20 protein-coding genes and 1 pseudogene are annotated in these 18,149 nt (G+C 72.1%); 15 read left to right on the top strand and 6 right to left on the bottom strand.

The genetic code is table 11. From position 1 onward, the window contains the following. Positions 1–405: MarR family winged helix-turn-helix transcriptional regulator (locus tag NX794_RS22285; RefSeq protein ID WP_258780470.1), on the top strand; the 405-nt coding region annotated here is incomplete at its 5' end. Between the two features lie 139 nt (positions 406–544). On the opposite strand, the gene NX794_RS36110 is transcribed toward NX794_RS22285, so the two are convergent. The 3 genes from NX794_RS36110 to NX794_RS22270 form a co-directional block, all read right to left on the bottom strand. After that, complete coding sequence (locus NX794_RS36110; protein WP_428985942.1) at positions 545–841, bottom strand: aldo/keto reductase; 297 nt, start codon at positions 839–841, stop codon at positions 545–547. A 208-nt stretch (positions 842–1,049) separates the two neighbouring features. Further along, entirely contained in the window at positions 1,050–1,814 is a 765-nt protein-coding gene (locus NX794_RS22275; RefSeq protein WP_258780468.1) for a VOC family protein, read from the bottom strand. Between the two features lie 88 nt (positions 1,815–1,902). Then, on the bottom strand, positions 1,903–2,295 hold the full coding sequence (locus tag NX794_RS22270; RefSeq protein WP_258780466.1) for a VOC family protein: 393 nt from the start codon (positions 2,293–2,295) through the stop codon (positions 1,903–1,905). Positions 2,296–2,357: 62 nt separating this feature from the next. Between NX794_RS22270 and NX794_RS22265 the strand changes: the two genes are divergently transcribed. Next, positions 2,358–2,897, top strand: a complete 540-nt coding sequence (locus NX794_RS22265; RefSeq protein WP_258780465.1) for a GNAT family N-acetyltransferase — start codon at positions 2,358–2,360, stop codon at positions 2,895–2,897. A 184-nt stretch (positions 2,898–3,081) separates the two neighbouring features. On the opposite strand, the gene NX794_RS22260 is transcribed toward NX794_RS22265, so the two are convergent. After that, the gene (locus tag NX794_RS22260) at positions 3,082–3,765 is read right to left on the bottom strand and encodes a glycerophosphodiester phosphodiesterase (protein ID WP_258780463.1); all 684 of its coding nucleotides are present in this window, start codon (positions 3,763–3,765) and stop codon (positions 3,082–3,084) included. A gap of 390 nt (positions 3,766–4,155) precedes the next feature. Here NX794_RS22260 and NX794_RS22255 point away from each other — a divergent pair, with 390 nt between their 5' ends. The 4 genes from NX794_RS22255 (at position 4,156) to NX794_RS22240 (ending at position 8,083) form a co-directional block, all read left to right on the top strand. Beyond that, entirely contained in the window at positions 4,156–5,553 is a 1,398-nt protein-coding gene (locus NX794_RS22255; protein ID WP_258780462.1) for a DUF6421 family protein, read from the top strand. Positions 5,554–5,606: 53 nt separating this feature from the next. Continuing rightward, positions 5,607–6,353: an SDR family NAD(P)-dependent oxidoreductase gene (locus tag NX794_RS22250; RefSeq protein WP_258780477.1), complete on the top strand. Its 747-nt coding sequence runs from the start codon at positions 5,607–5,609 to the stop codon at positions 6,351–6,353. Next, positions 6,350–7,420 carry a threonine aldolase family protein gene (locus tag NX794_RS22245; RefSeq protein WP_258780461.1) on the top strand — a complete coding sequence of 357 codons (1,071 nt, stop codon included), beginning with the start codon at positions 6,350–6,352 and terminating at the stop codon, positions 7,418–7,420. Before NX794_RS22250 ends, NX794_RS22245 begins: the two co-directional genes overlap by 4 nt. A 75-nt stretch (positions 7,421–7,495) precedes the next feature. After that, on the top strand, positions 7,496–8,083 hold the full coding sequence (locus tag NX794_RS22240; RefSeq protein ID WP_258780460.1) for a transglutaminase-like domain-containing protein: 588 nt from the start codon (positions 7,496–7,498) through the stop codon (positions 8,081–8,083). 19 nt (positions 8,084–8,102) lie between these two features. Here NX794_RS22240 and NX794_RS22235 read toward each other — a convergent pair whose 3' ends face one another. Continuing rightward, entirely contained in the window at positions 8,103–8,831 is a 729-nt protein-coding gene (locus NX794_RS22235) for a lysophospholipid acyltransferase family protein (RefSeq protein ID WP_258780459.1), read from the bottom strand. A gap of 322 nt (positions 8,832–9,153) precedes the next feature. On the opposite strand from NX794_RS22235, the pseudogene NX794_RS22230 reads away from it, so the two are divergent. The 9 genes and pseudogenes from NX794_RS22230 to NX794_RS22190 all read left to right on the top strand — a co-directional run bounded on the left by NX794_RS22230 (position 9,154) and on the right by NX794_RS22190 (position 17,336). Continuing rightward, a pseudogene (locus NX794_RS22230) lies at positions 9,154–9,566 on the top strand (TlpA family protein disulfide reductase). A gap of 208 nt (positions 9,567–9,774) precedes the next feature. Next, positions 9,775–10,284, top strand: coding sequence for a flavin reductase family protein (locus NX794_RS22225; RefSeq protein ID WP_258780457.1), 510 nt, complete (start codon positions 9,775–9,777; stop codon positions 10,282–10,284). 217 nt (positions 10,285–10,501) lie between these two features. Next, entirely contained in the window at positions 10,502–11,287 is a 786-nt protein-coding gene (locus tag NX794_RS22220; protein WP_258780456.1) for an electron transfer flavoprotein subunit beta/FixA family protein, read from the top strand. A 51-nt stretch (positions 11,288–11,338) separates the two neighbouring features. Further along, positions 11,339–12,301 carry an electron transfer flavoprotein subunit alpha/FixB family protein gene (locus NX794_RS22215; protein ID WP_258780454.1) on the top strand — a complete coding sequence of 321 codons (963 nt, stop codon included), beginning with the start codon at positions 11,339–11,341 and terminating at the stop codon, positions 12,299–12,301. A 174-nt stretch (positions 12,302–12,475) separates the two neighbouring features. Then, positions 12,476–13,774 carry an HpcH/HpaI aldolase/citrate lyase family protein gene (locus NX794_RS22210; RefSeq protein ID WP_258780453.1) on the top strand — a complete coding sequence of 433 codons (1,299 nt, stop codon included), beginning with the start codon at positions 12,476–12,478 and terminating at the stop codon, positions 13,772–13,774. A gap of 218 nt (positions 13,775–13,992) precedes the next feature. Next, the gene (locus NX794_RS22205) at positions 13,993–15,516 is read left to right on the top strand and encodes a monooxygenase (protein WP_258780451.1); all 1,524 of its coding nucleotides are present in this window, start codon (positions 13,993–13,995) and stop codon (positions 15,514–15,516) included. A gap of 2 nt (positions 15,517–15,518) precedes the next feature. Continuing rightward, positions 15,519–16,307 (top strand): Rid family hydrolase, encoded by a 789-nt coding sequence (locus NX794_RS22200; RefSeq protein WP_258780449.1) that lies wholly within the window; start codon positions 15,519–15,521, stop codon positions 16,305–16,307. Next, on the top strand, positions 16,297–16,653 hold the full coding sequence (locus NX794_RS22195) for a hypothetical protein (protein ID WP_258780447.1): 357 nt from the start codon (positions 16,297–16,299) through the stop codon (positions 16,651–16,653). Before NX794_RS22200 ends, NX794_RS22195 begins: the two co-directional genes overlap by 11 nt. Then, the gene (locus NX794_RS22190; protein ID WP_258780445.1) at positions 16,653–17,336 is read left to right on the top strand and encodes an alpha/beta fold hydrolase; all 684 of its coding nucleotides are present in this window, start codon (positions 16,653–16,655) and stop codon (positions 17,334–17,336) included. Before NX794_RS22195 ends, NX794_RS22190 begins: the two co-directional genes overlap by 1 nt. A gap of 62 nt (positions 17,337–17,398) precedes the next feature. Here the strand turns inward: NX794_RS22190 and NX794_RS22185 are convergent, their stop codons facing one another. Next, complete coding sequence (locus tag NX794_RS22185) at positions 17,399–18,145, bottom strand: hypothetical protein (protein WP_258780443.1); 747 nt, start codon at positions 18,143–18,145, stop codon at positions 17,399–17,401. Between the last annotated feature and the right edge of the window lie 4 nt (positions 18,146–18,149).

Genomic DNA, 18,149 nt, shown 5'->3' with positions numbered 1-18,149 from the left:
CCTCTCCTCCAGCAGGCCGAGGACGCGCCGTTGCGGCGGGCGGGGCTCAGCCGTCCGGAGTTCGACCTGCTCGGCGCGCTGCGCCGCACCGGGCACGAGCTGACGCCGGGGGAGCTGGCCCGGGAGACCTTCTCCTCCGGGGCCGCCGTCACCAAACGGCTCAAGCAGCTCACCGAACGCGGACTGGTCGAGCGGCGCGGCGACACCCGTGACCGCCGCGTGGCCCATCTCCGCCTCACCGACGCCGGCCGCGCCTTGGTCGACGGCATCCTGCCCGAACAGCTCCGCTACGAGACGGCCGTCCTCTCCGTCCTCGACCCCGCCGGCCAGGGCGAACTGGCGGGCCTGCTCGGCGAACTGCTCAGCCGGCTTGAGGGACTGACAAGCGGCGCGCTGCGCGCCTGAGGGACCGCTCAGGGGACGTCATGGGCGGTACGGCGCTCACCTCGTCCAGCCGTACCCCGGTGGCCGCCAGATTGCCGGCGGGCTGTCCGGGCCTGGTCGCCGAGACGATCGGTACGACGTCGCCGGGCCGGCTCAGCAGTCAGGCCGGCGCCACCTGCGCCGCGCTCCGGCCGCCCTCCGCCGCGACGGCCGGCACGGCGCTGACGACGTCCTCCTCCCGGCTCTGCGGCGTCTGCCCGAAGGCGTCCAGCTGGCCGGCCTCACCGCGCCGGTACGTGCCGGTGAGCAGCCCCGCCGCCAGCGGCGCCCAGGCGAACACCGTCAGGTCGAACGCCCGGGCCCGCGGCAGCAGATCACGCTCGGGAGTGCGCTCCAGCAGGCTGTGGCGCAGCCGCGAGCCCGCTCCGCCAGGGCGTTGGCCCGGGCGATCTCCCACGCCGGCCAGTCCGACACACCCACCGACAGCGCCTTGCCCGACCTCACCAGGTCGTCCAGGGCATCCATCACCTCGTCGCCCGGCGTGACGTACCCACAGCACGTCGAGCCGGTCCGTGCGCAGCCGCCGCAGGCGAGGAAGCGAACAGGTCGGACACCATGCCGGGACTTGAAGCGCGCTCCGGCGCAAGCGCTCGCGCGGGCGGCGGTCACGCCTGTTCGTCGGCCCGGTGCACCCCGAACGCGGCGCCCTGCGGGTCCCGCAGCAGCGCGATGCGCGGGCCGTCCGGCACCGAGACGGGAGCCAGCAGCACGGCACCGCCCGCCTCCGCCGCGCTCTCGGCCGCCACGTCCACGTCGTCCACCGCGAAGTACGGCAGCCAGTGCGCCGGCACCTCGGGCGGGTACCGGTCGCCCATGTCGGCCATGCCGCCGAAGTCCGCCCCGTCGACGCCCCACTGGGTGTACTCGGGGGCGGCGCGGACGCTCCAGCCGAACACCGAGGTGTAGAACTCCCGGGCCCGGCCGGTGTCCCGGGTTTGCAACTCCACCCAGCCGACTGTGCCGGGCGCGTTGAACAGACCGGCACCGGGGAAGGACCGCGCCTGCCACAGCTGGAACACCGCGCCCGTGGGATCGGCGGCCACCGCGAAGCGGCCCGCGTCGAACACGTCCGTGGGGCCGAAGACCACCGCCCCGCCGGCCTCCCGCAGCCTGGCCAGCGCCGCGTCCGCGTCGGCCACCGCGAAGGACACGTTCCAGGCCACCGGCTGGGACTCCTGGTAGAGCGGGCTCAGCGCGGCCACCGCCGCGTCCCCCAGACGCGCGACGGTGTACCCGCCCGCTTCCTGCCGCTGATCGGTCTCCGGCCGCCATCCGAACAGCTCGGCGTAGAACCGCTTGGCCCCTTCCAGGTCCCCGGTCCCCAGCTCGGCCCAGCAGGGACCGCCGGTCACGGGTTGGTCGAACTGCATGCTGGGTTCCTTCCGGCCGGAGCGCGCCACCTCTCGTCCTCGCACGCTAACCCCGGCCCCGGAACCCGGCCATCGCAGACGCGGGGCGCTAGATCCCCGGCCGATACCGCAGCGGATGGTCCGCCGGGATCTCCACCAGCACGATCCGTGTGCCGTCCGGGTCCGCGAGCCACATCTCGATCAGGCCCCACGGCTCCCGGACCGGCGGCCGGACGATCTCCACGCCCTTCGCCCGCAGCTCCTCGTGAGCCGCGCCCGCGTCCTCGACCTGGAGCCACAGGGCCACACTGGGGGAGGCGGCCGTGTCGGCGCGGCCGGAGACCTCCAGGAAGCCGCCGCCGAGGAAGTAGACCGTGCCCCGCTCGGGGCCCGTACCGAACTCCCGGTAGACGGGCAGGCCCAGTTGTCCGCCGTAGAAGGCGCGGGAACGCTCGGGGTCGGTGGGCCGCAGAAGTGTCCGGCTGCTGAGTACATGCACCATGACGGCGGAGCCTAGTGGCAGGGTTAGGCTCATCGCAGCACGCCCGAGAACGGAGATCCCCCATGGACACCGCCCCCGCCGGACTCACCTTCCGTGACGCCACCGACGCCGACGTCGACGCGCTCGTCGCGCTGGTCGAGTCCGCGTACCGCGGGGACGCCAGCCGGGCCGGGTGGACCACCGAGGCGGACATCCTGGACGGACAGCGTACCGACGCCGAAGGCGTGCTCCAGGTGATCAAGTCGCCCGACAGCCGGCTGCTGACCGTCGAACGGGACGGCCGGATCGTCGCCTGCTGCCAGCTGGAACACCGCGGCGACCACGCCTACTTCGGCATGTTCGCGGTCAGCCCCACCCTCCAGGGCGCCGGTCTCGGCAGGGCCGTCATGACGGAGGCCGAGCGCCTGGCCCGCGCCGCCTGGGGCGCCACCGAGATGCACATGACGGTGATCTCCGTGCGCGAGGACCTGATCGCCTGGTACGAGCGCCGCGGCTACCGCCGTACGGGACGGATGTCCCCGTTCCCGTACGGCGACGAGCGCTTCGGCATCCCGCAGCGCGCCGACCTGCGGTTCGAGTTGCTGGTCAAGCCGCTCGCCTGAGCCACGCCCGGCTGCCCGGGCCAGGCGGGGAAGCGCCCGGGCCAGGCGGGGAAGCGCCCGGACCACGCGAAGAAGCGCCCGGACCACGCGAAGAAGCGCCCGGGCCACACGGTGAGGCGACCGGCTCACGCGACGAAACGCCGGGCCACACGAAACGGCCGGCTCACGCGACGAAACGGTCGGCTCACGCCGTAAAACGGCCCGTGCGCTTGATCTCCGGATAGTCGGTCGTGGCGCCGTCCAGCTCCAGCGCACGGACCAGTCGCAGGTGCTCCTGCGTGTTGACCACCCAGCCGATGACCCGCAGCCCGGACGCGCGCGCGTGCTCGACGACCTCCAGGGTGAGCCGGCGGATGTTGAGGCAGACGGTCGGCGCGCCCACGGCGACCGCGCGGTCCACGACGTCGGTGCCGTAGCGGCTCGCGATCAGCGCGGTGCGCACGCCCGGCACCAGCCGGGCGATCTCCGCGACCGCCTCGTCGTGGAACGAGGACACCTCCACGCGCCCGACCAGGTCCCGCCCGCGCATCACCTCCGCCAGCGCCCGGGCCGCCGCGACGTCCTTGATCTCGGCCTGGAGCGGTGTGTCCACCGCGTCCAGCACCTCCTCGAACACCGGCACCCGCTCCCCGCGTCCCGCGTCGAGTCCGCGCAGCTCGGCGAGGGTCTTCTCGGCGATGGGCCCGGAGCCGTCCGTCGTCCGGTCCACCTCCGTGTCGTGCATGACGACCAGGGCACCGTCCTTGCTCATGTGCAGGTCGAGTTCGATGAGATCGAGGCCGGCGTGCTGCGCGGCGATGAAGGAACGAAGGGTGTTCTCGGGCTCGACACCCATGACCCCGCGGTGACCGATGGTAAGGAAGTTCAAGGTTCGACTCGCTTCCGTCGACGGCGGACCGGCACGCGCGTGACGGGCGAACGCCGTCGTCCGCGCGGGCAGGCTCGCAGCCTAATGGCCGGGACCCGTGATGAACCCGCATGTGCGCGGGTGATAACGCAGCGTCACGATGGACGGATGGCCGGTATCCGACCCGGCCATCGCCCTCGCCCTCGTCCCTGGTCACTCCTTTTCGTGCGCTATGCCCCCTTTCCTTCATGCTTGCGCACAAACAAAGTGAGCGTCGTCACGGTTTCTGACAGGAAAAACATCGGTGACCAAGCGGCTGGGCAGAATAATTTCCCGAGACACCTCTTGCTGGGAGAAACGGGGTATGCATACGGTGTCCATACGCGAGGTTCTCCCGTGGAGGATGGGATCATGACGGAAATTCTTGTGCAGGCGGGCGCGGAGGAGCGGGTTTCTTCGCCGACCAGGGTGATCGAGCACCCGGCCTGGCCCGTGCTCAAGGATGCCGTCGAGCGCATCCGGCCGTGGCAGTCGAAGGACGGCTCGATCGACTTCGAGGGCGAGGGCGCCCCCGAGCGTGCCGAGGCGACGGCCGCCGTCGAGCGTGTCGCCGACGCCGTCGAGCGGCTCGCCCCGCTGCTGCCGCACGACGCCGCCTACCACGAGGCCCTCGTGAAGGATCTGCGTCACTGGGCGGAGGGCGGCTTCGCGGTGCCGGACTTCCTCGACTCGCTGCTGGCCTTCCAGCCCGCCGCGCGCCGCGAGGACGGCCTCCAGCACCTGGTCGTCTTCCCGATGTACACGCAGAACGGCAACCCGGACCGCAACCTGGAGGCGGTCGTGCTGCGCATGGTCTGGCCGGACTGGCTGGCCGAGTTGGAGCGCACCCGCTACGACAACCCGCTGTTCTGCGGCATCACCTTCGAGGACTTCACCTCGGGCTACGACACCAACTCCGCGGTGCTCTTCCCGGAGACCATCGCTGTACGCGAGGCGCCGGAACGTTTCTCCTGGGGTGGCATCTTCTGCGACCGCGAGGCCGCCCGCTTCCGCCGGGTGACCGAGGCGGCCGTCGGCCTGCTGGGGCTGGAACTGCCCGAGGACATCGCCGCGATGGTGCACGACCAGAAGCGCTGCGAAGAGGCCTTCGTGCTGTGGGACATGGTCCACGACCGCACCCACAGCCACGGCGACCTGCCGTTCGACCCGTTCATGATCAAGCAGCGCCAGCCGTTCTGGATGTACGGTCTGGAAGAGCTGCGCTGCGACCTGACCGCCTTCAAGGAGGCCGTCAAGCTCCAGGCCGACGGCGTCCCGCAGGCCCGTGACGTGCAGTACGCGGTGCTCTTCGACCGGATGTTCCGCTTCCCGGTCACCGGCGACCGCGTCCGCAACTACGACGGCCTCGGCGGCCAGCTCCTCTTCGCCTACCTGCACAAGCACGACGTCGTCCGCTGGACCGACAACAAGCTCGCCATCGACTGGGAGCGCGCCCCGCAGGTCACCAACCAGCTGTGCGCCGAGATAGAGAAGCTCTACCGCGACGGCATCGACCGCCCCAAGCTCGTGCACTGGTTCGCCGGCTACGAGCTGGTCTCCGGCTACCTCGCCCCGCACCCCGGCTCCAAGTGGGCCAAGGGTCCCGGCGCCCTGGACCTGGACCAGCCGCCGCGCAAGCTCGTGGACGACGTGCTTCCGGACGAGTTTCCGCTGAGCATGTTCTATGAGGCCCTGTCCAAGAAGCTGAAGAACGTGATCGCCTCGACCAAGGGCATCACGGCGGACGGCGCCGACCGGCTCGCCGCGTGAGCGACGACCGCCGGACGAACACTGCTCAAGCTGCTCAAGAGGGGAAGAACATGGTGGGGAACGGGTCTCTCAGTGGTGCGGTGATCGCGGTGGCCGGCGCGGGCGGTCCCGCCGGGCACGCGACGCTGGTCCGGCTCGCGGAGGCGGGCGCGGTCGTCGTCGGCGCCGACAACAACGCCGAACGCCTGGCGGAGGCCGTGGACGCGGCCCGCTACGCCCGCGGCGGTGCCACCGTCACCGGGGAGACGGTCGACCTGCTCGACCTGGACGACACCCGGGCCTGGGCCGCCCGCATCGAGAAGGACCACGGCCGCGTCGACGGCTTGGTGCACCTCGTGGGCGGCTGGCGCGGCAGCGCGAAGTTCGCCGAGACCGACCTCGCCGACTGGGACCTGCTGGAGAAGCTGCTGATCCGCACCGTCCAGCACACCTCCCTCGCGTTCTTCGACGCCCTCCAGCGCAGCGACCGCGGCCGGTACGTGCTCACCAGCGCCGCCGGCACCCAGAAGCCGACGGCGGGCAACGCGGCGTACGCCGCCGCCAAGGCCGCGGCCGAGGCCTGGACACTCGCCATGGCCGACGGCTTCCGCAAGGCGGGGGGTGAGCAGGGCCCCCGCTCGGCGGCTGCCATCCTGGTGGTGAAGGCGCTGGTGCACGACGCGATGCGCGCCGAACGACCCAACGCGAAGTTCGCGGGCTTCACGGACGTCAAGGACCTGGCCGAGGCCATCGAGGGCGTCTGGAGCAAGCCCGCCGCAGAAGTGAACGGAAACCGTCTGTGGCTGACCGAGAAGCCGTGAACCCTCCCAGGACCGACGCCCGTCGCCATCACGACCCGCAGGTCCGCGGTTTCGCCAGTGACAACTACGCCGGAGCCCACCCGGAGGTGCTGGCCGCCCTGGCCCTGGCCAACGGCGGCCACCAGGTGGCCTACGGCGAGGACGAGTACACCGAGAACCTCCAGCGGGTCATCCGGGGTCACTTCGGGGCCACCGCGGAGGCGTTCCCGGTCTTCAACGGCACCGGCGCCAACGTGGTCGCGCTCCAGGCGGTCACCGACCGCTGGGGTGCGGTGATCTGCGCCGACAGCGCCCACATCAACGTGGACGAGGGCGGCGCGCCCGAGCGCATGGCCGGTCTGAAACTGCTGACGGTGCCCACGCCCGACGGCAAGCTGACGCCCGAGCTGATCGACCGGCAGGCCTGGGGCTGGGAGGACGAGCACCGCGCGATGCCGCAGGTCGTCTCGATCACCCAGAGCACCGAGCTGGGCACCCTCTACACGCCGGACGAGGTGCGCGCGATCTGCGAGCACGCCCACGCGCACGGCATGCGGGTGCACCTGGACGGTTCCCGGATAGCCAACGCCGCCGCCTCCCTGGACGTGCCCCTGCGGACGTTCACCAACGCGGCGGGCGTCGACCTGCTGTCGCTGGGCGGCACCAAGAACGGCGCGGTGTTCGGCGAGGCGGTCGTCGTCATCAACCAGGACGCCGTGCGCCACATGAAGCACATTCGCAAGATGAGCATGCAGCTGGCGTCGAAGATGCGTTTCGTCTCGGTGCAGTTGGAGGCGCTGCTCGCCAAGGACCTGTGGCTGCGCAACGCCCGGCACGCCAACGAGATGGCCCAGCGGCTGGCCGAGGGCGTCCGCGCGGTGCACGGCGTGGAGATCCTCTACCCGGTGCAGGCCAACGGCGTCTTCGCCCAGCTGCCGAACGACGTGAGCGAGCGGCTCCAGAAGCGGTTCCGGTTCTACTTCTGGGACGAGGCCGCCGGGGTGGTGCGCTGGATGTGCTCCTACGACACCACCGAGGACGACGTCGACTCGTTCGTGGCCGCCCTCAAGGAGGAGATGGCCCGCTGACGGCCCCTGCATGGGTATGCGGCCATCCGAAAAGTCATTGACGCTCGGGTGGCCGCGTTCCTCTGCTCTGCGCGCATGCGGCCGATCCGGCGCAGCGCCGGCCTCTCCGCCTACCTGGCCACCGGTCCGGCCGTCGATCACCACCACCCGCTGGTCCGGGAGACCGCCGCCCGGCCGGCCCGCGATGCCACCGACCCGTACGACTACGCGCGGGCCGCCTACGAGTTCGTCCGGGACGCCGTTCCGCACTCCCAGGGCTCCGGCGACCTCCGCGTCACCTGGCGCGCCTCCGACGTCCCCACCCTGCGCACCGGCGTCTACCACGCCGAGAGCCACGCGCTGGCGGCCCTGCTGCGGGCGGAGGACATCCCCGCCGCCCTCTGCTGTCAGCGCCTCACCGACGACGCCGGCGGCCATCTCGTCCGCGGTCTGGTCGCCGTCCGCTGCCACGGCGCCTGGCACCGCCAGGAGCCCGGCGGCACCAAGCCGGGCGTGGACGCGCGGTTCTCCCTCGACGGCGAGCGGCCGGCCTGGGTTCCCGATCCCGCCGCCGGCGAACTGGACCCTCCCGAGTCGTACGCCGCACCGCACCCGGCCGTCCTCGACGCGCCGCGGACCGGCCGGCGCTGTGGAAGAACGCTGACGACCGCTCTGCCCGGGTGACCGGCGAGCCGACGTACCGTCAGTGCACCTCGGCCGTGCGCAGTTGCTCCGCCGTCGGGGCCGAGCCGCCGAGGTGGGACGGGAGCCACCAGGAGTCCTCCGGGCCCTTGGGGCGGCCGGGGTAGGCGCGCTGGGCCGCTTCCAGCAGTTCCTGGACGCGCTCGCGCAGCCGGCGCGTGATGGCGCCCGCGTACTGGTCACGGGGCGCCTCGACGGCCTCGCCGACCCGGATGGTGACGGGCAGGTGGTCGCGTCTGAAGTTGCGCGGGTGCCCCTTCGTCCACAGCCGCTGGGTGCCCCACACCGCCATCGGCACCAGCGGTACGCCCGCCTCCTGGGCCAGCCGGGCGGCCCCGGACTTGAAGCTCTTCAGCGTGAAGGACTCGGAGATCGTGGCCTCCGGGAACACCCCGATGACCTCGCCGGAGCGCAGCGAGTCCAGCGCGTGCGCGTAGGCCGCCTCACCCTGCTTGCGGTCCACCGGGATGTGCTTCATGCCGCGCATCAGCGGCCCGGAGACCTTGTGCCGGAAGACGGACTCCTTCGCCATGAAGCGCACGAGACGCTTCTGCGGCAGAGCGGCGAGACCGTTGAAGACGAAGTCCAGATAACTGATGTGATTGCTCACCAGCACGGCACCGCCCGAGCGCGGGATGTTCTCCGAACCCTTGCAGTCGATCTTCAGATCCCAGGCCTTGAACAAGGTCTTGGCGAAACCGATGACGGGACGGTAGACCAACTCTGCCATGGGGGGACGGGCCCTTTCTGCTCTGCTCGGGAAAGGGGGCTCCCGGCGGGGAAGTTACGCGGCCGTAGGTTTTACGGTGTCTCGCAGATCGTGCCCGAAGAACGGACGGGTAGCCAGCCCTGGTGCCCGGCTGCGGCGAGATCCTCGTCACGTCGGCCTACATCCCGCCTTGGGTCCTTACGTCCCCTTCACTCCACCGGAAACAGTGACCCTCTTCGGAAGCAGGAACATCTCGCAGCCCGGCCGGCGGCCCCGAGCCGCCGCCCGGAATCGCCCTCGGGAGTCGGGAATCTTTGCGGTGCGCTGAATGCTTGTGCTGGTGATGACCGGAGTGGTGGTGTGCGCGGCGGTGCTCGCCGCGCGGGCGCCCACGGAGTGCCGCGCAGGCGGCGGAGCGGGAGGGTGCGGGTGGGCGGGCGGGACGACGGCAAGCGGCTCGGTGCGGCCGAACTGGGCGGCGAACTCGGCGAGCGGGCCACCCTCGTGCAGTTCTCCAGCGCCTTCTGCGCGCCCTGCCGGGCCACCCGGCGCGTCCTCGGCGAGGTCGCCGGGATCGTCCCCGGGGTCACCCACGTCGAGATCGACGCCGAGGCGCGCCTGGACCTCGTACGCGAACTGGAGATCTTGAAGACCCCCACCGTGCTGGTCCTCGACGCCGAGGGCCGCGTGGTGCGCCGCGCCGCCGGGCAGCCCCGGAAGGCCGACGTCATCGCGGCGCTGGGGGAGGCGGTGTGAGAGGGCATCAGCACGCCGCAGGGCCGCTGTCGGCCTCAGGGCCGCACTTGACCGCGCGCACCACCTGTCGTCAGCCTGACCCCATGCCGACCGAACTCCTTCTCTATGGGCGCGCGCACGTCGACCTCGCCCGCAACGCGAGCGCGCGCTGTCCGGGCCGGTGAGCACCGACGGCCCCGCCAGTGACCTACGGCAGAAGGACCCCTCCATGACGGCCACGCCCGATCTCCGCACCCCCCGGCTCGCCTCCCCCGACCTGCTCCGCTCCACCTTCCGCCGGCACGCCGCCGGGGTCGCGGTGGTCACCGCCCGCGGCGAGGGCGGCCCGGTCGGCTTCACCGCCACCTCCCTCACCTCCGTCTCGGCCGAACCGCCCCTGCTCTCCTTCGGCATCGGCACCGGCGCCTCCAGCTGGCCCGCCGTCTCCGAGGCCGGCCATGTCGGCGTGCACATACTCGGCGAGCACCAGAGCGAGCTGGCGGCCACCTTCGCGCGCAGCGGCGCCGACCGGTTCGGCGCGCCGACCGCCTGGCGCGAGGGCCCGGAAGGCGTTCCGGTGCTCGACGACGTGCTGGCCTGGCTGGTGTGCCGGGTCGTGGGCCGGGTACCGGCCGGCGACCACCGGATCGTGCTGGCCGAGGTGGTGCTCGGGGACCCCTCGGGCTCCGGCCGCCCGCTCCTCTACCACCAGGGCCGCTTCAACGGCCTGCGGGATTGATCACGCCGGCCGGCTCTGCACGGTGGTCGGGTTCCGGTTACGCTGCGTTGCGAAGGTCACAGTTCAAAGCGCTTGCTTAGCGGGCATGAACTGAGTGTACTGGCGAGTAATATTTCGGTCGGAGCGCGCGGACGCCCCGACCGGGATCGGCCGCTTCAGGCGCCTATGCTGCCTGCAAGAGGCAGCCCGGAAATGACGATGCAGTAGGAGAGCCGGCGTGAGCTTGAGGATCGTTGTCACTGTGAAGTACGTGCCCGACGCCACTGGCGACCGGCACTTCGCCGATGACCTGACCGTCGACCGCGACGACGTGGACGGTCTGCTCTCCGAACTGGACGAGTACGCGGTCGAACAGGCCCTCCAGATCGCGGAGAACGCGGACGACGCCGAGGTCACCGTGCTGACGGTCGGCCCCGAGGACGCCAAGGACGCGCTCCGCAAGGCCCTGTCGATGGGCGCCGACAAGGCGATCCACGTCGAGGACGACGACCTGCACGGCACCGACGCCATCGGCACCTCCCTGGTCCTGGCCAAGGCGATCGAGAAGGCGGGCTACGACCTCGTCATCTCCGGCATGGCCTCCACCGACGGCACCATGGGCGTCGTACCGGCGCTGGTCGCCGAGCGCCTCGGCGTCCCGCAGGTCACCCTGCTCTCCGAGGTCTCCGTCGAGGACGGCGTCGTGACCGGCCGCCGGGACGGCGACGCCGCTTCCGAGCAGCTCCAGGCGCAGCTCCCCGCGATCGTGTCGGTCACCGACCAGTCCGGCGAGGCCCGCTACCCGTCCTTCAAGGGCATCATGGCGGCCAAGAAGAAGCCGGTGGAGTCCTGGGACCTGTCCGACCTGGACATCGAGGCCGAGGAGGTCGGTCTCGACGGCGCGTTCACCAAGGTCGAGACCGCGACCGAGCGTCCGGCCCGCACGGCCGGCACCATCGTCAAGGACGAGGGCGAGGGCGGCAAGCAGCTCGCCGAGTTCCTCGCGGGCCAGAAGTTCATCTGAGCCCGCAGCCGCCGACCGCACCTCACCCTCTTTTAGCAGGAGAGCAATCCCATGGCTGAAGTCCTCGTCTACGTCGACCACGTGGACGGCGCCGTCCGCAAGCCCACCCTGGAGCTGCTGACCCTGGCCCGCCGCCTCGGCGAGCCCGTCGCCGTCGCGCTCGGCAACGGCGCCGCCGACACCGCCGCCGCCCTCGCCGAGCACGGCGCGGTGAAGGTCCTCACCCACGACGCGTCCGAGTACGCCGACTACCTGGTCGTCCCGAAGGTGGACGCCCTCCAGGCCGCCCACGAGGCCGTCTCCCCGGCCGCCGTGCTGGTCCCGTCCTCCGCCGAGGGCAAGGAGATCGCCGCCCGCCTCGCGCTGCGCATCGGTTCCGGCATCATCACCGACGCCGTCGACCTGGAGGCCGGCGACGAGGGCCCGGTGGCCACCCAGTCGGTGTTCGCCGCGTCCTACTCCACCAAGACCCGTGTCATCAAGGGCACCCCGGTCATCACGGTCAAGCCGAACTCGGCCGCCGTCGAGGCCGCCCCGGCCGCCGGCGCGGTCGAGGCGCTGTCCGTCTCCTTCTCCGCCCAGGCGACCGGCACCAAGGTCACCGGCCGCACGCCGCGCGAGTCGACGGGCCGCCCGGAGCTGACCGAGGCCGCGATCGTGGTCTCCGGCGGCCGCGGTGTCAACGGCGCCGACAACTTCGCGATCATCGAGGCCCTCGCCGACTCGCTCGGCGCGGCCGTCGGCGCCTCGCGTGCCGCCGTCGACGCCGGCTGGTACCCGCACACCAACCAGGTCGGCCAGACCGGCAAGTCGGTCTCGCCGCAGCTCTACATCGCCAACGGCATCTCCGGCGCGATCCAGCACCGCGCCGGCATGCAGACCTCCAAGACGATCGTGGCCGTCAACAAGGACGCCGAGGCCCCGATCTTCGAGCTGGTCGACTTCGGCGTGGTCGGTGACCTCTTCGACGTCGTCCCGCAGTTGACCGACGAGGTCAAGGCCCGCAAGGGCTGAGCCCCCGCCCGCCCGCCGAGGCCCCCGTGACCCGCCCGGTCGCGGGGGCCTCGGCGCATCCTGAAGACGGCGCCCGCCCGCACTCCGAGAGGGTGTTGACCGGCGGGAACCACCCCGGATAACTTCATTCTACGGATTGTTGATTCCGTACAGCGGAAAACTGGAGGGTGTGGGATGGGTCAGCAGGAGAAGGTGGCGACGAGCCTCGCGGGCGCCGTCAGCGAGGAGATCAGCGCCTCCCTCGCACCGGTCGACGCGGAACTGGAGCGCCGCTACCCCGGGGACCCCGGCACCCGCCAGCCCGTCCACACCGTCTACGTCCCCGGCGACGCCTTCGCCGCCGACACCCTGCGCGCCTGGGGCGACCGGGCCCTCGCCGCACTCGACGAACACGCCCCGGACGCAGCCTCCTTCGCCGCCGTCCTCGGGCTCCCCGACGACCTCGCCGAACCGGTGTACTCCCGCGTCCGCGCCAAACTGGAGCGCGAACCGATCGAAGACCTGCGCGTCGACTTCGAGGACGGCTACGGCCCCCGCCCCGACGCCGAGGAGGACGAGACCGCGGCCCGCGCGGCCCGCCTGATCGCCGAGGCCCACCGCGACGGCACGGCGGCGCCGTACATGGGCATCCGCATGAAGTGCATGGAAGCCGGCGTACGCGACCGGGGTATCCGCACCCTCGATGTCTTCCTCACCGGCCTGACGCGGGCCGGCGGTCTGCCCGAGGGCCTGGTGCTGACCCTGCCCAAGGTCACCTACCCCGAGCAGGTGAGCGCCTTCGTCCGGCTCCTGGAGGCCTTCGAGAAGGCGCACGGACTCGACGCCGGCCGGCTCGGCTTCGAGATCCAGATCGAGACCAGCCAGTCCATCCTCGCCACCGACGGCACCGCCGCCGTCGCCCGGATGATCCAGGCCGCCGAGGGCCGCGCCACCGGCCTGCACTACGGCACCTTCGACTACAGCGCCTGCCTCGGCGTCTCCGCCGCCCACCAGGCCGGCGACCATCCGGCCGCCGACCACGCCAAGGCGGTCATGCAGGTCGCCGCGGCCGGCACCGGCGTACGCGTCTCGGACGGCTCCACCAACGTGCTGCCCGTCGGCCCCACCGCCAAGGTCCACGACGCCTGGCGCCTGCACTACGGCCTCACCCGCCGCGCCCTCGCCCGCGCCTACTACCAGGGCTGGGACATGCACCCCGGCCACATCCCCACCCGCTACGCGGCCGTCTTCGCCTTCTACCGCGAGGGCTTCGAGCAGGCCGCCGGCCGCCTCGCCCGCTACGCCCACCACACCGCCGGCGACGTCATGGACGAGCCCGCCACCGCCAAGGCCCTCAGCGGCTACCTGCTGCGCGGCCTGGACTGCGGCGCCCTCGACATCGCCGAGGTCGCCCGCCTCAGCGGCCTGACCCGCGCCGACCTGGCGGCCTTCGCGGCACCCCGCCGCGGCGACCTGACGGCCTCGGCCCGGTAGTCCCCGTCGTCGGACCCGGGTGTGCTTACGGGTTCGGCGCGGCGTCGATGACGGCCGGCCGGCGCAACCGCTCCAGCCGCCCGCACCACAGCCCCCATTCGCCGTTCGACCGCGGCGGGTGGGGGCTGTGGTCGCGCTTGACGGGACGCTCAGGGGCCTCCATATAATGAACACCGTTCACGTGAACGTTGTTCACTAAATAGAGGAGGACATCTCCGATGAACGCCGATGTGATCGTCGTAGGCGCCGGCCCGACCGGGCTGATGCTCGCCTGCGAGCTGGCTCTGGCAGGCGTACGGACCCGCGTCCTGGAGCGCCGCACCGAACCGCAGCGCAATTCGCGGGCGCTGAGCCTGCACCCGCGCAGCGCGGAACTGATGGACCAGCGAGGGCTGCTCGACCGCTTCCTCCCGCTCGGGCGGACCGTGCCGGGCTGGCACTTCGCGGGGCTGCCCACCCAGCTGGACTTCAGCGCCCTCGACTCCCGGCACGGCTACACCCTCTTCCTGGCCCAGGCGCGCACCGAGGCGATCCTTGAGGAGCGGGCACACGAGCTGGGCGTGGAGATCAGCCGGGGATGCGAGACCCTCACCGTGCGCCAGGACGCCGACGGGGTCGAGATGGAGACCCGCGTCCCCGGCGGCGGCACCGAGACCGTACGCGGCCGCTACGCGGTCGGGTGCGACGGCGGGCGCAGCGTCGTACGGCAGGCCGCACGGATCGACTTCCCCGGCACCGACGAGACCCTGACCGGGGTGCTCGGGGACTTCGCGGTCGTCGACCCGCGGCCCGGCGCCCTCGACGCGGCACGCGCCCGCGGCGTGATCGTCGCCCCGCTGGAGGACGGGCTCACCCGGTTCGTCTACCTGGATCCGGAGCGGATCAGGGTGCCGGCCCGGGAACCCGTGACCCTGGAGGAGTTCCGCACGTCGCTCACCCGGATCACCGGCTCCGACTGCGGGATCGCCGAGCCCCGCTGGCTGTCGCGGTTCGGCAACGCCACCCGGCTCGCGGCAAGCTACCGTTCGGGACGCGTCCTGCTGGCGGGCGACGCCGCCCACATCCACTTCCCCGCGGCGGGCCAGGGGCTCAACACCGGGCTCCAGGACGCCGTGAACCTGGGATGGAAGCTGGCCGCCGCGGTCGGCGGCTGGGCCCCGCCCGGGCTGCTGGACAGTTACGACGGGGAACGCCGGCCGGTCGGCCGGTCGATGACCGAGAACACCGAGGTGCAGACCCTGCTGGCGGAGCTGACGCTGGTCCCGCAGTACCAGCGTCCGGCCGCGGCCCTGCGCGAGCTCCTCGACCAACTGCTGGGTATGCCGCAGGTCAACCGTCGGCTCGCCGATCAGGTCTCCGCGCTCGGCACCCACTATCCGCCGGCCGACCCGGACGCCGATCCGCTGGTGGGGCGGCGCATGCCCGATGTCGGGCTGACCGCCGCCGGTTCGGAGGCGACACGGGTGTACGAACTGCTCACCCGGGGCCGCTTCATCCTGCTCGGCCTGGCCGGGGACCCGGCCCTTCGCGAGGCCGTCGACCTGGGCTGGGGCTCGCGGGTCACGGCCGTCACCGTGGACAAGTACGACGAGCACGCGGCCCTCGACGGGGTGACCGAGGTTCTCGTACGCCCCGACGGCCACGTCGCGTGGGCCACCCGTACCACCGACGCCGACGCGCGCGCCGCCGAGCGGGTCCACGCGCTGACAGCTTGGGCGGGCACGCCCTCCTCAAGGAGCTGACCATGCCCGTGAACCGCGTCAGCCCACCCTCCGTGCACAACCCGTCCGACCAGATCAGCCAGATCGTCACCGTCGACGGAACCCGCCTCGCGCATCTCTCCGGACAGGTCGCCTGGGACGCGCAAGGACAGCCCGTGGGGCTCGGCGACCACGAGGCACAGGCGGCACAGATCGCCCGTAACCTCGACGCCGCACTCGCCGCGGTCGGCGCCACCCGCGACGACATCATCGAAGAGACCGTCTACGTCGTCGACTACACCCCCAAGCTGCTGCCCGCGATCTTCGGACCGCTGCGGGCCGGTGTCTCGGAAGCACCCGCGAGCACGCTGGTGGGCGTGCCCGCACTCTTCGCACCGGAATACCTCCTGGAGGTCCAGGTGGTCGCCGCGCTCCCCGGACGAGGCGGCCGCGAGACACCCCCCGCGGGCGAGGACCAAGATCTCGAAACGGCACTCACCCGCCGCGCCTGGGAAGACCCGTCCTTCGCCGCGCGCCTGGAGCGCGAGCCCCTGGAGGCGCTGGCGTCGCTGGGCGTGAGCGTGGCTCCGGGGACCAAGGTGCAGGTCAGGATGCAGAAACGCGACACGCTGTACTACGTCGTCCCACCGGCGAAGCGGCCGGACGAGCCGGACCGCCGCGAGCCCGTGAACCTCATGGACCTGTGGCGCAGCGGGGACAATTTCGTCTGGCTGCTGCCCGAACGGCTCAAGACCGAGCTGCTGGCCATGCGCCGGAGTTTCCACGAGGCCCGGACCGGCACCGATACCACGCGGAGCAGCCATGCATCATGACGCCGGGACCCTCCACACCCTTCGGCTCGTCAACGACAGCGCCTACCGGGAGAGGCTCCTCGCCGACCCGAAAGCAGTGCTGTGCGAGGAGTCGGGCCACCGTCCGCGCGAGGACTTCGCCATCGAGGCGGTGGAACAGCGGGACGACACCATCGTCATCCTGCTCCCCGCGAAACCGGAGGACGGCGAGGACGTCGCGGAGCGGCTCACCGAGGCGTCGCAGCGCGTGTACGACGTACTGTTCTCGTCCGGAGTCGGCGGCTTCCTGATCCCCGACGACCGGCTGAAGTGGATCCTGCGGGACATCCGCTCCTCCTGGGCGGCCAGGACCGAGCCGGAGCGCTGATGGCCACCTTCGTTCTCGTGCACGGTTCGTGGCTGGGCGGCTGGGCGTGGGAGCGGGTCGCCCCCGTGCTGCGGGCGTCCGGTCACACCGTCCTGTGCCCCTCACTCGCCCCGGCCGCTCCCGGCGTCGGACTGAGCACCCACATCGCCGAGGTGGTCGCGCTGATCGACCGGCACGATCTCACCGACGTGGTCCTCGTGGGCCACAGCTACGGGGGCATGGTCATCACCGGTGCCGGATACGAGCGACCGCACCGCATCCAGCACCTCGTGTACCTGGATGCCTACCTGCCCGCGCCGGGCCAGTCCGCCTTCGACCTCCAACCCGTTCTGCGCGACGCGTGTGATGCCGCTGCCGCTCTGCGACCGGCGCGGGAGGCATGGCTGATCCCGCCCTTCGGCTTCGAGGCCATGGGGCTCACATCAGCCGACCTGAAGTGGGTGACCGCGAGGGCCCGGCCGCTGAGCCGCGCCACCCACGAGGAGCCCCTGCCCGGCACCGTCCCCGGCCATCCGCACCCGCCGACGACGTACATCAGGTTCGGAGCGTCGCCCTTCTTCGCCGACGCGGCCCACACGGCGCTACGGCGCGGAGCCCGGGTCCTGACCATCGAAGGCGCCGCCCATCTGGCGCCCATCACCGACCACGAGCGCGTCCGCGCGGCCCTCGTCCGGACCGGCTGAGCGGTCGGGCGTCGCCGCTTCGGCGCGCAGGCAACAGGTCACCGGCTTCCTACGGCCGGCGCTCAGAGGGCGACGGTGTACGGCTCCAGGCCGGACTCCGTCACCCACGCGTGCTCGGCGAACAGCCGCGTACCCCGCGCACACAGCTCGGCGTCCCCGCGCGACCGGGCGCTGAACGTCTCCGGGGTCGTCCCGAACAGCTCCCGCAGCGGCGCCGACTCCCGCAGCAGCCCGGCCAGCAGCTCGCGCTGCCCGGGATGCCGGCGGGGCGCGCCGAGGTCCCCGCGCAGTACGCCGTGCCGGTTGACGTAGCAGAACACCCCGGGCAGCACCCCGCCGTCGGCGAGTTCGACCCGCACGTCCGGCGCGGGCAGCCACGCCCGGCGGAAGTTGCCGTGCGGCAGCGGCACACCCTCGCTGGCGTCGATCACCTCCAGCTGCGCGGGGTCGAGCCAGATCACGAACAGCCGTGTCGTCGTCCGCGGCGCCCTGACGGGCGAGGCCGACACATAGCCCATGCGGCTGACGTGCGCGGAGACCCCCACCTCGACCCCGCTCACCTGAGCCAGTGTCATCGGCACCGGCCCGTCGGTCCCGAACTCGGCCATCTTGTGGCGGAGCTGGGCGGGCGAGGCGTTCGAACCGACGGCGAGCACCGGGGTCCGCCCCGCGCGCGCCAGCTCCTCCAGGGGCAGCAGCCGGTCGCCGTGCAGGAGGACGGAGTCGTCGGGCCAGGCGCCGGGGTACGTCAGCGGATGGTCACGGGGCGCCGCGGCGAGCCCGAGCTCCTCCAGGGTGCGGCCGGTCATACGC

The organism is Streptomyces pyxinicus (assembly GCF_024753135.1).
Lineage (GTDB): Bacteria > Actinomycetota > Actinomycetes > Streptomycetales > Streptomycetaceae > Streptomyces > Streptomyces pyxinicus.
This window is presented reverse-complemented; position numbering and strand designations above follow the sequence as displayed.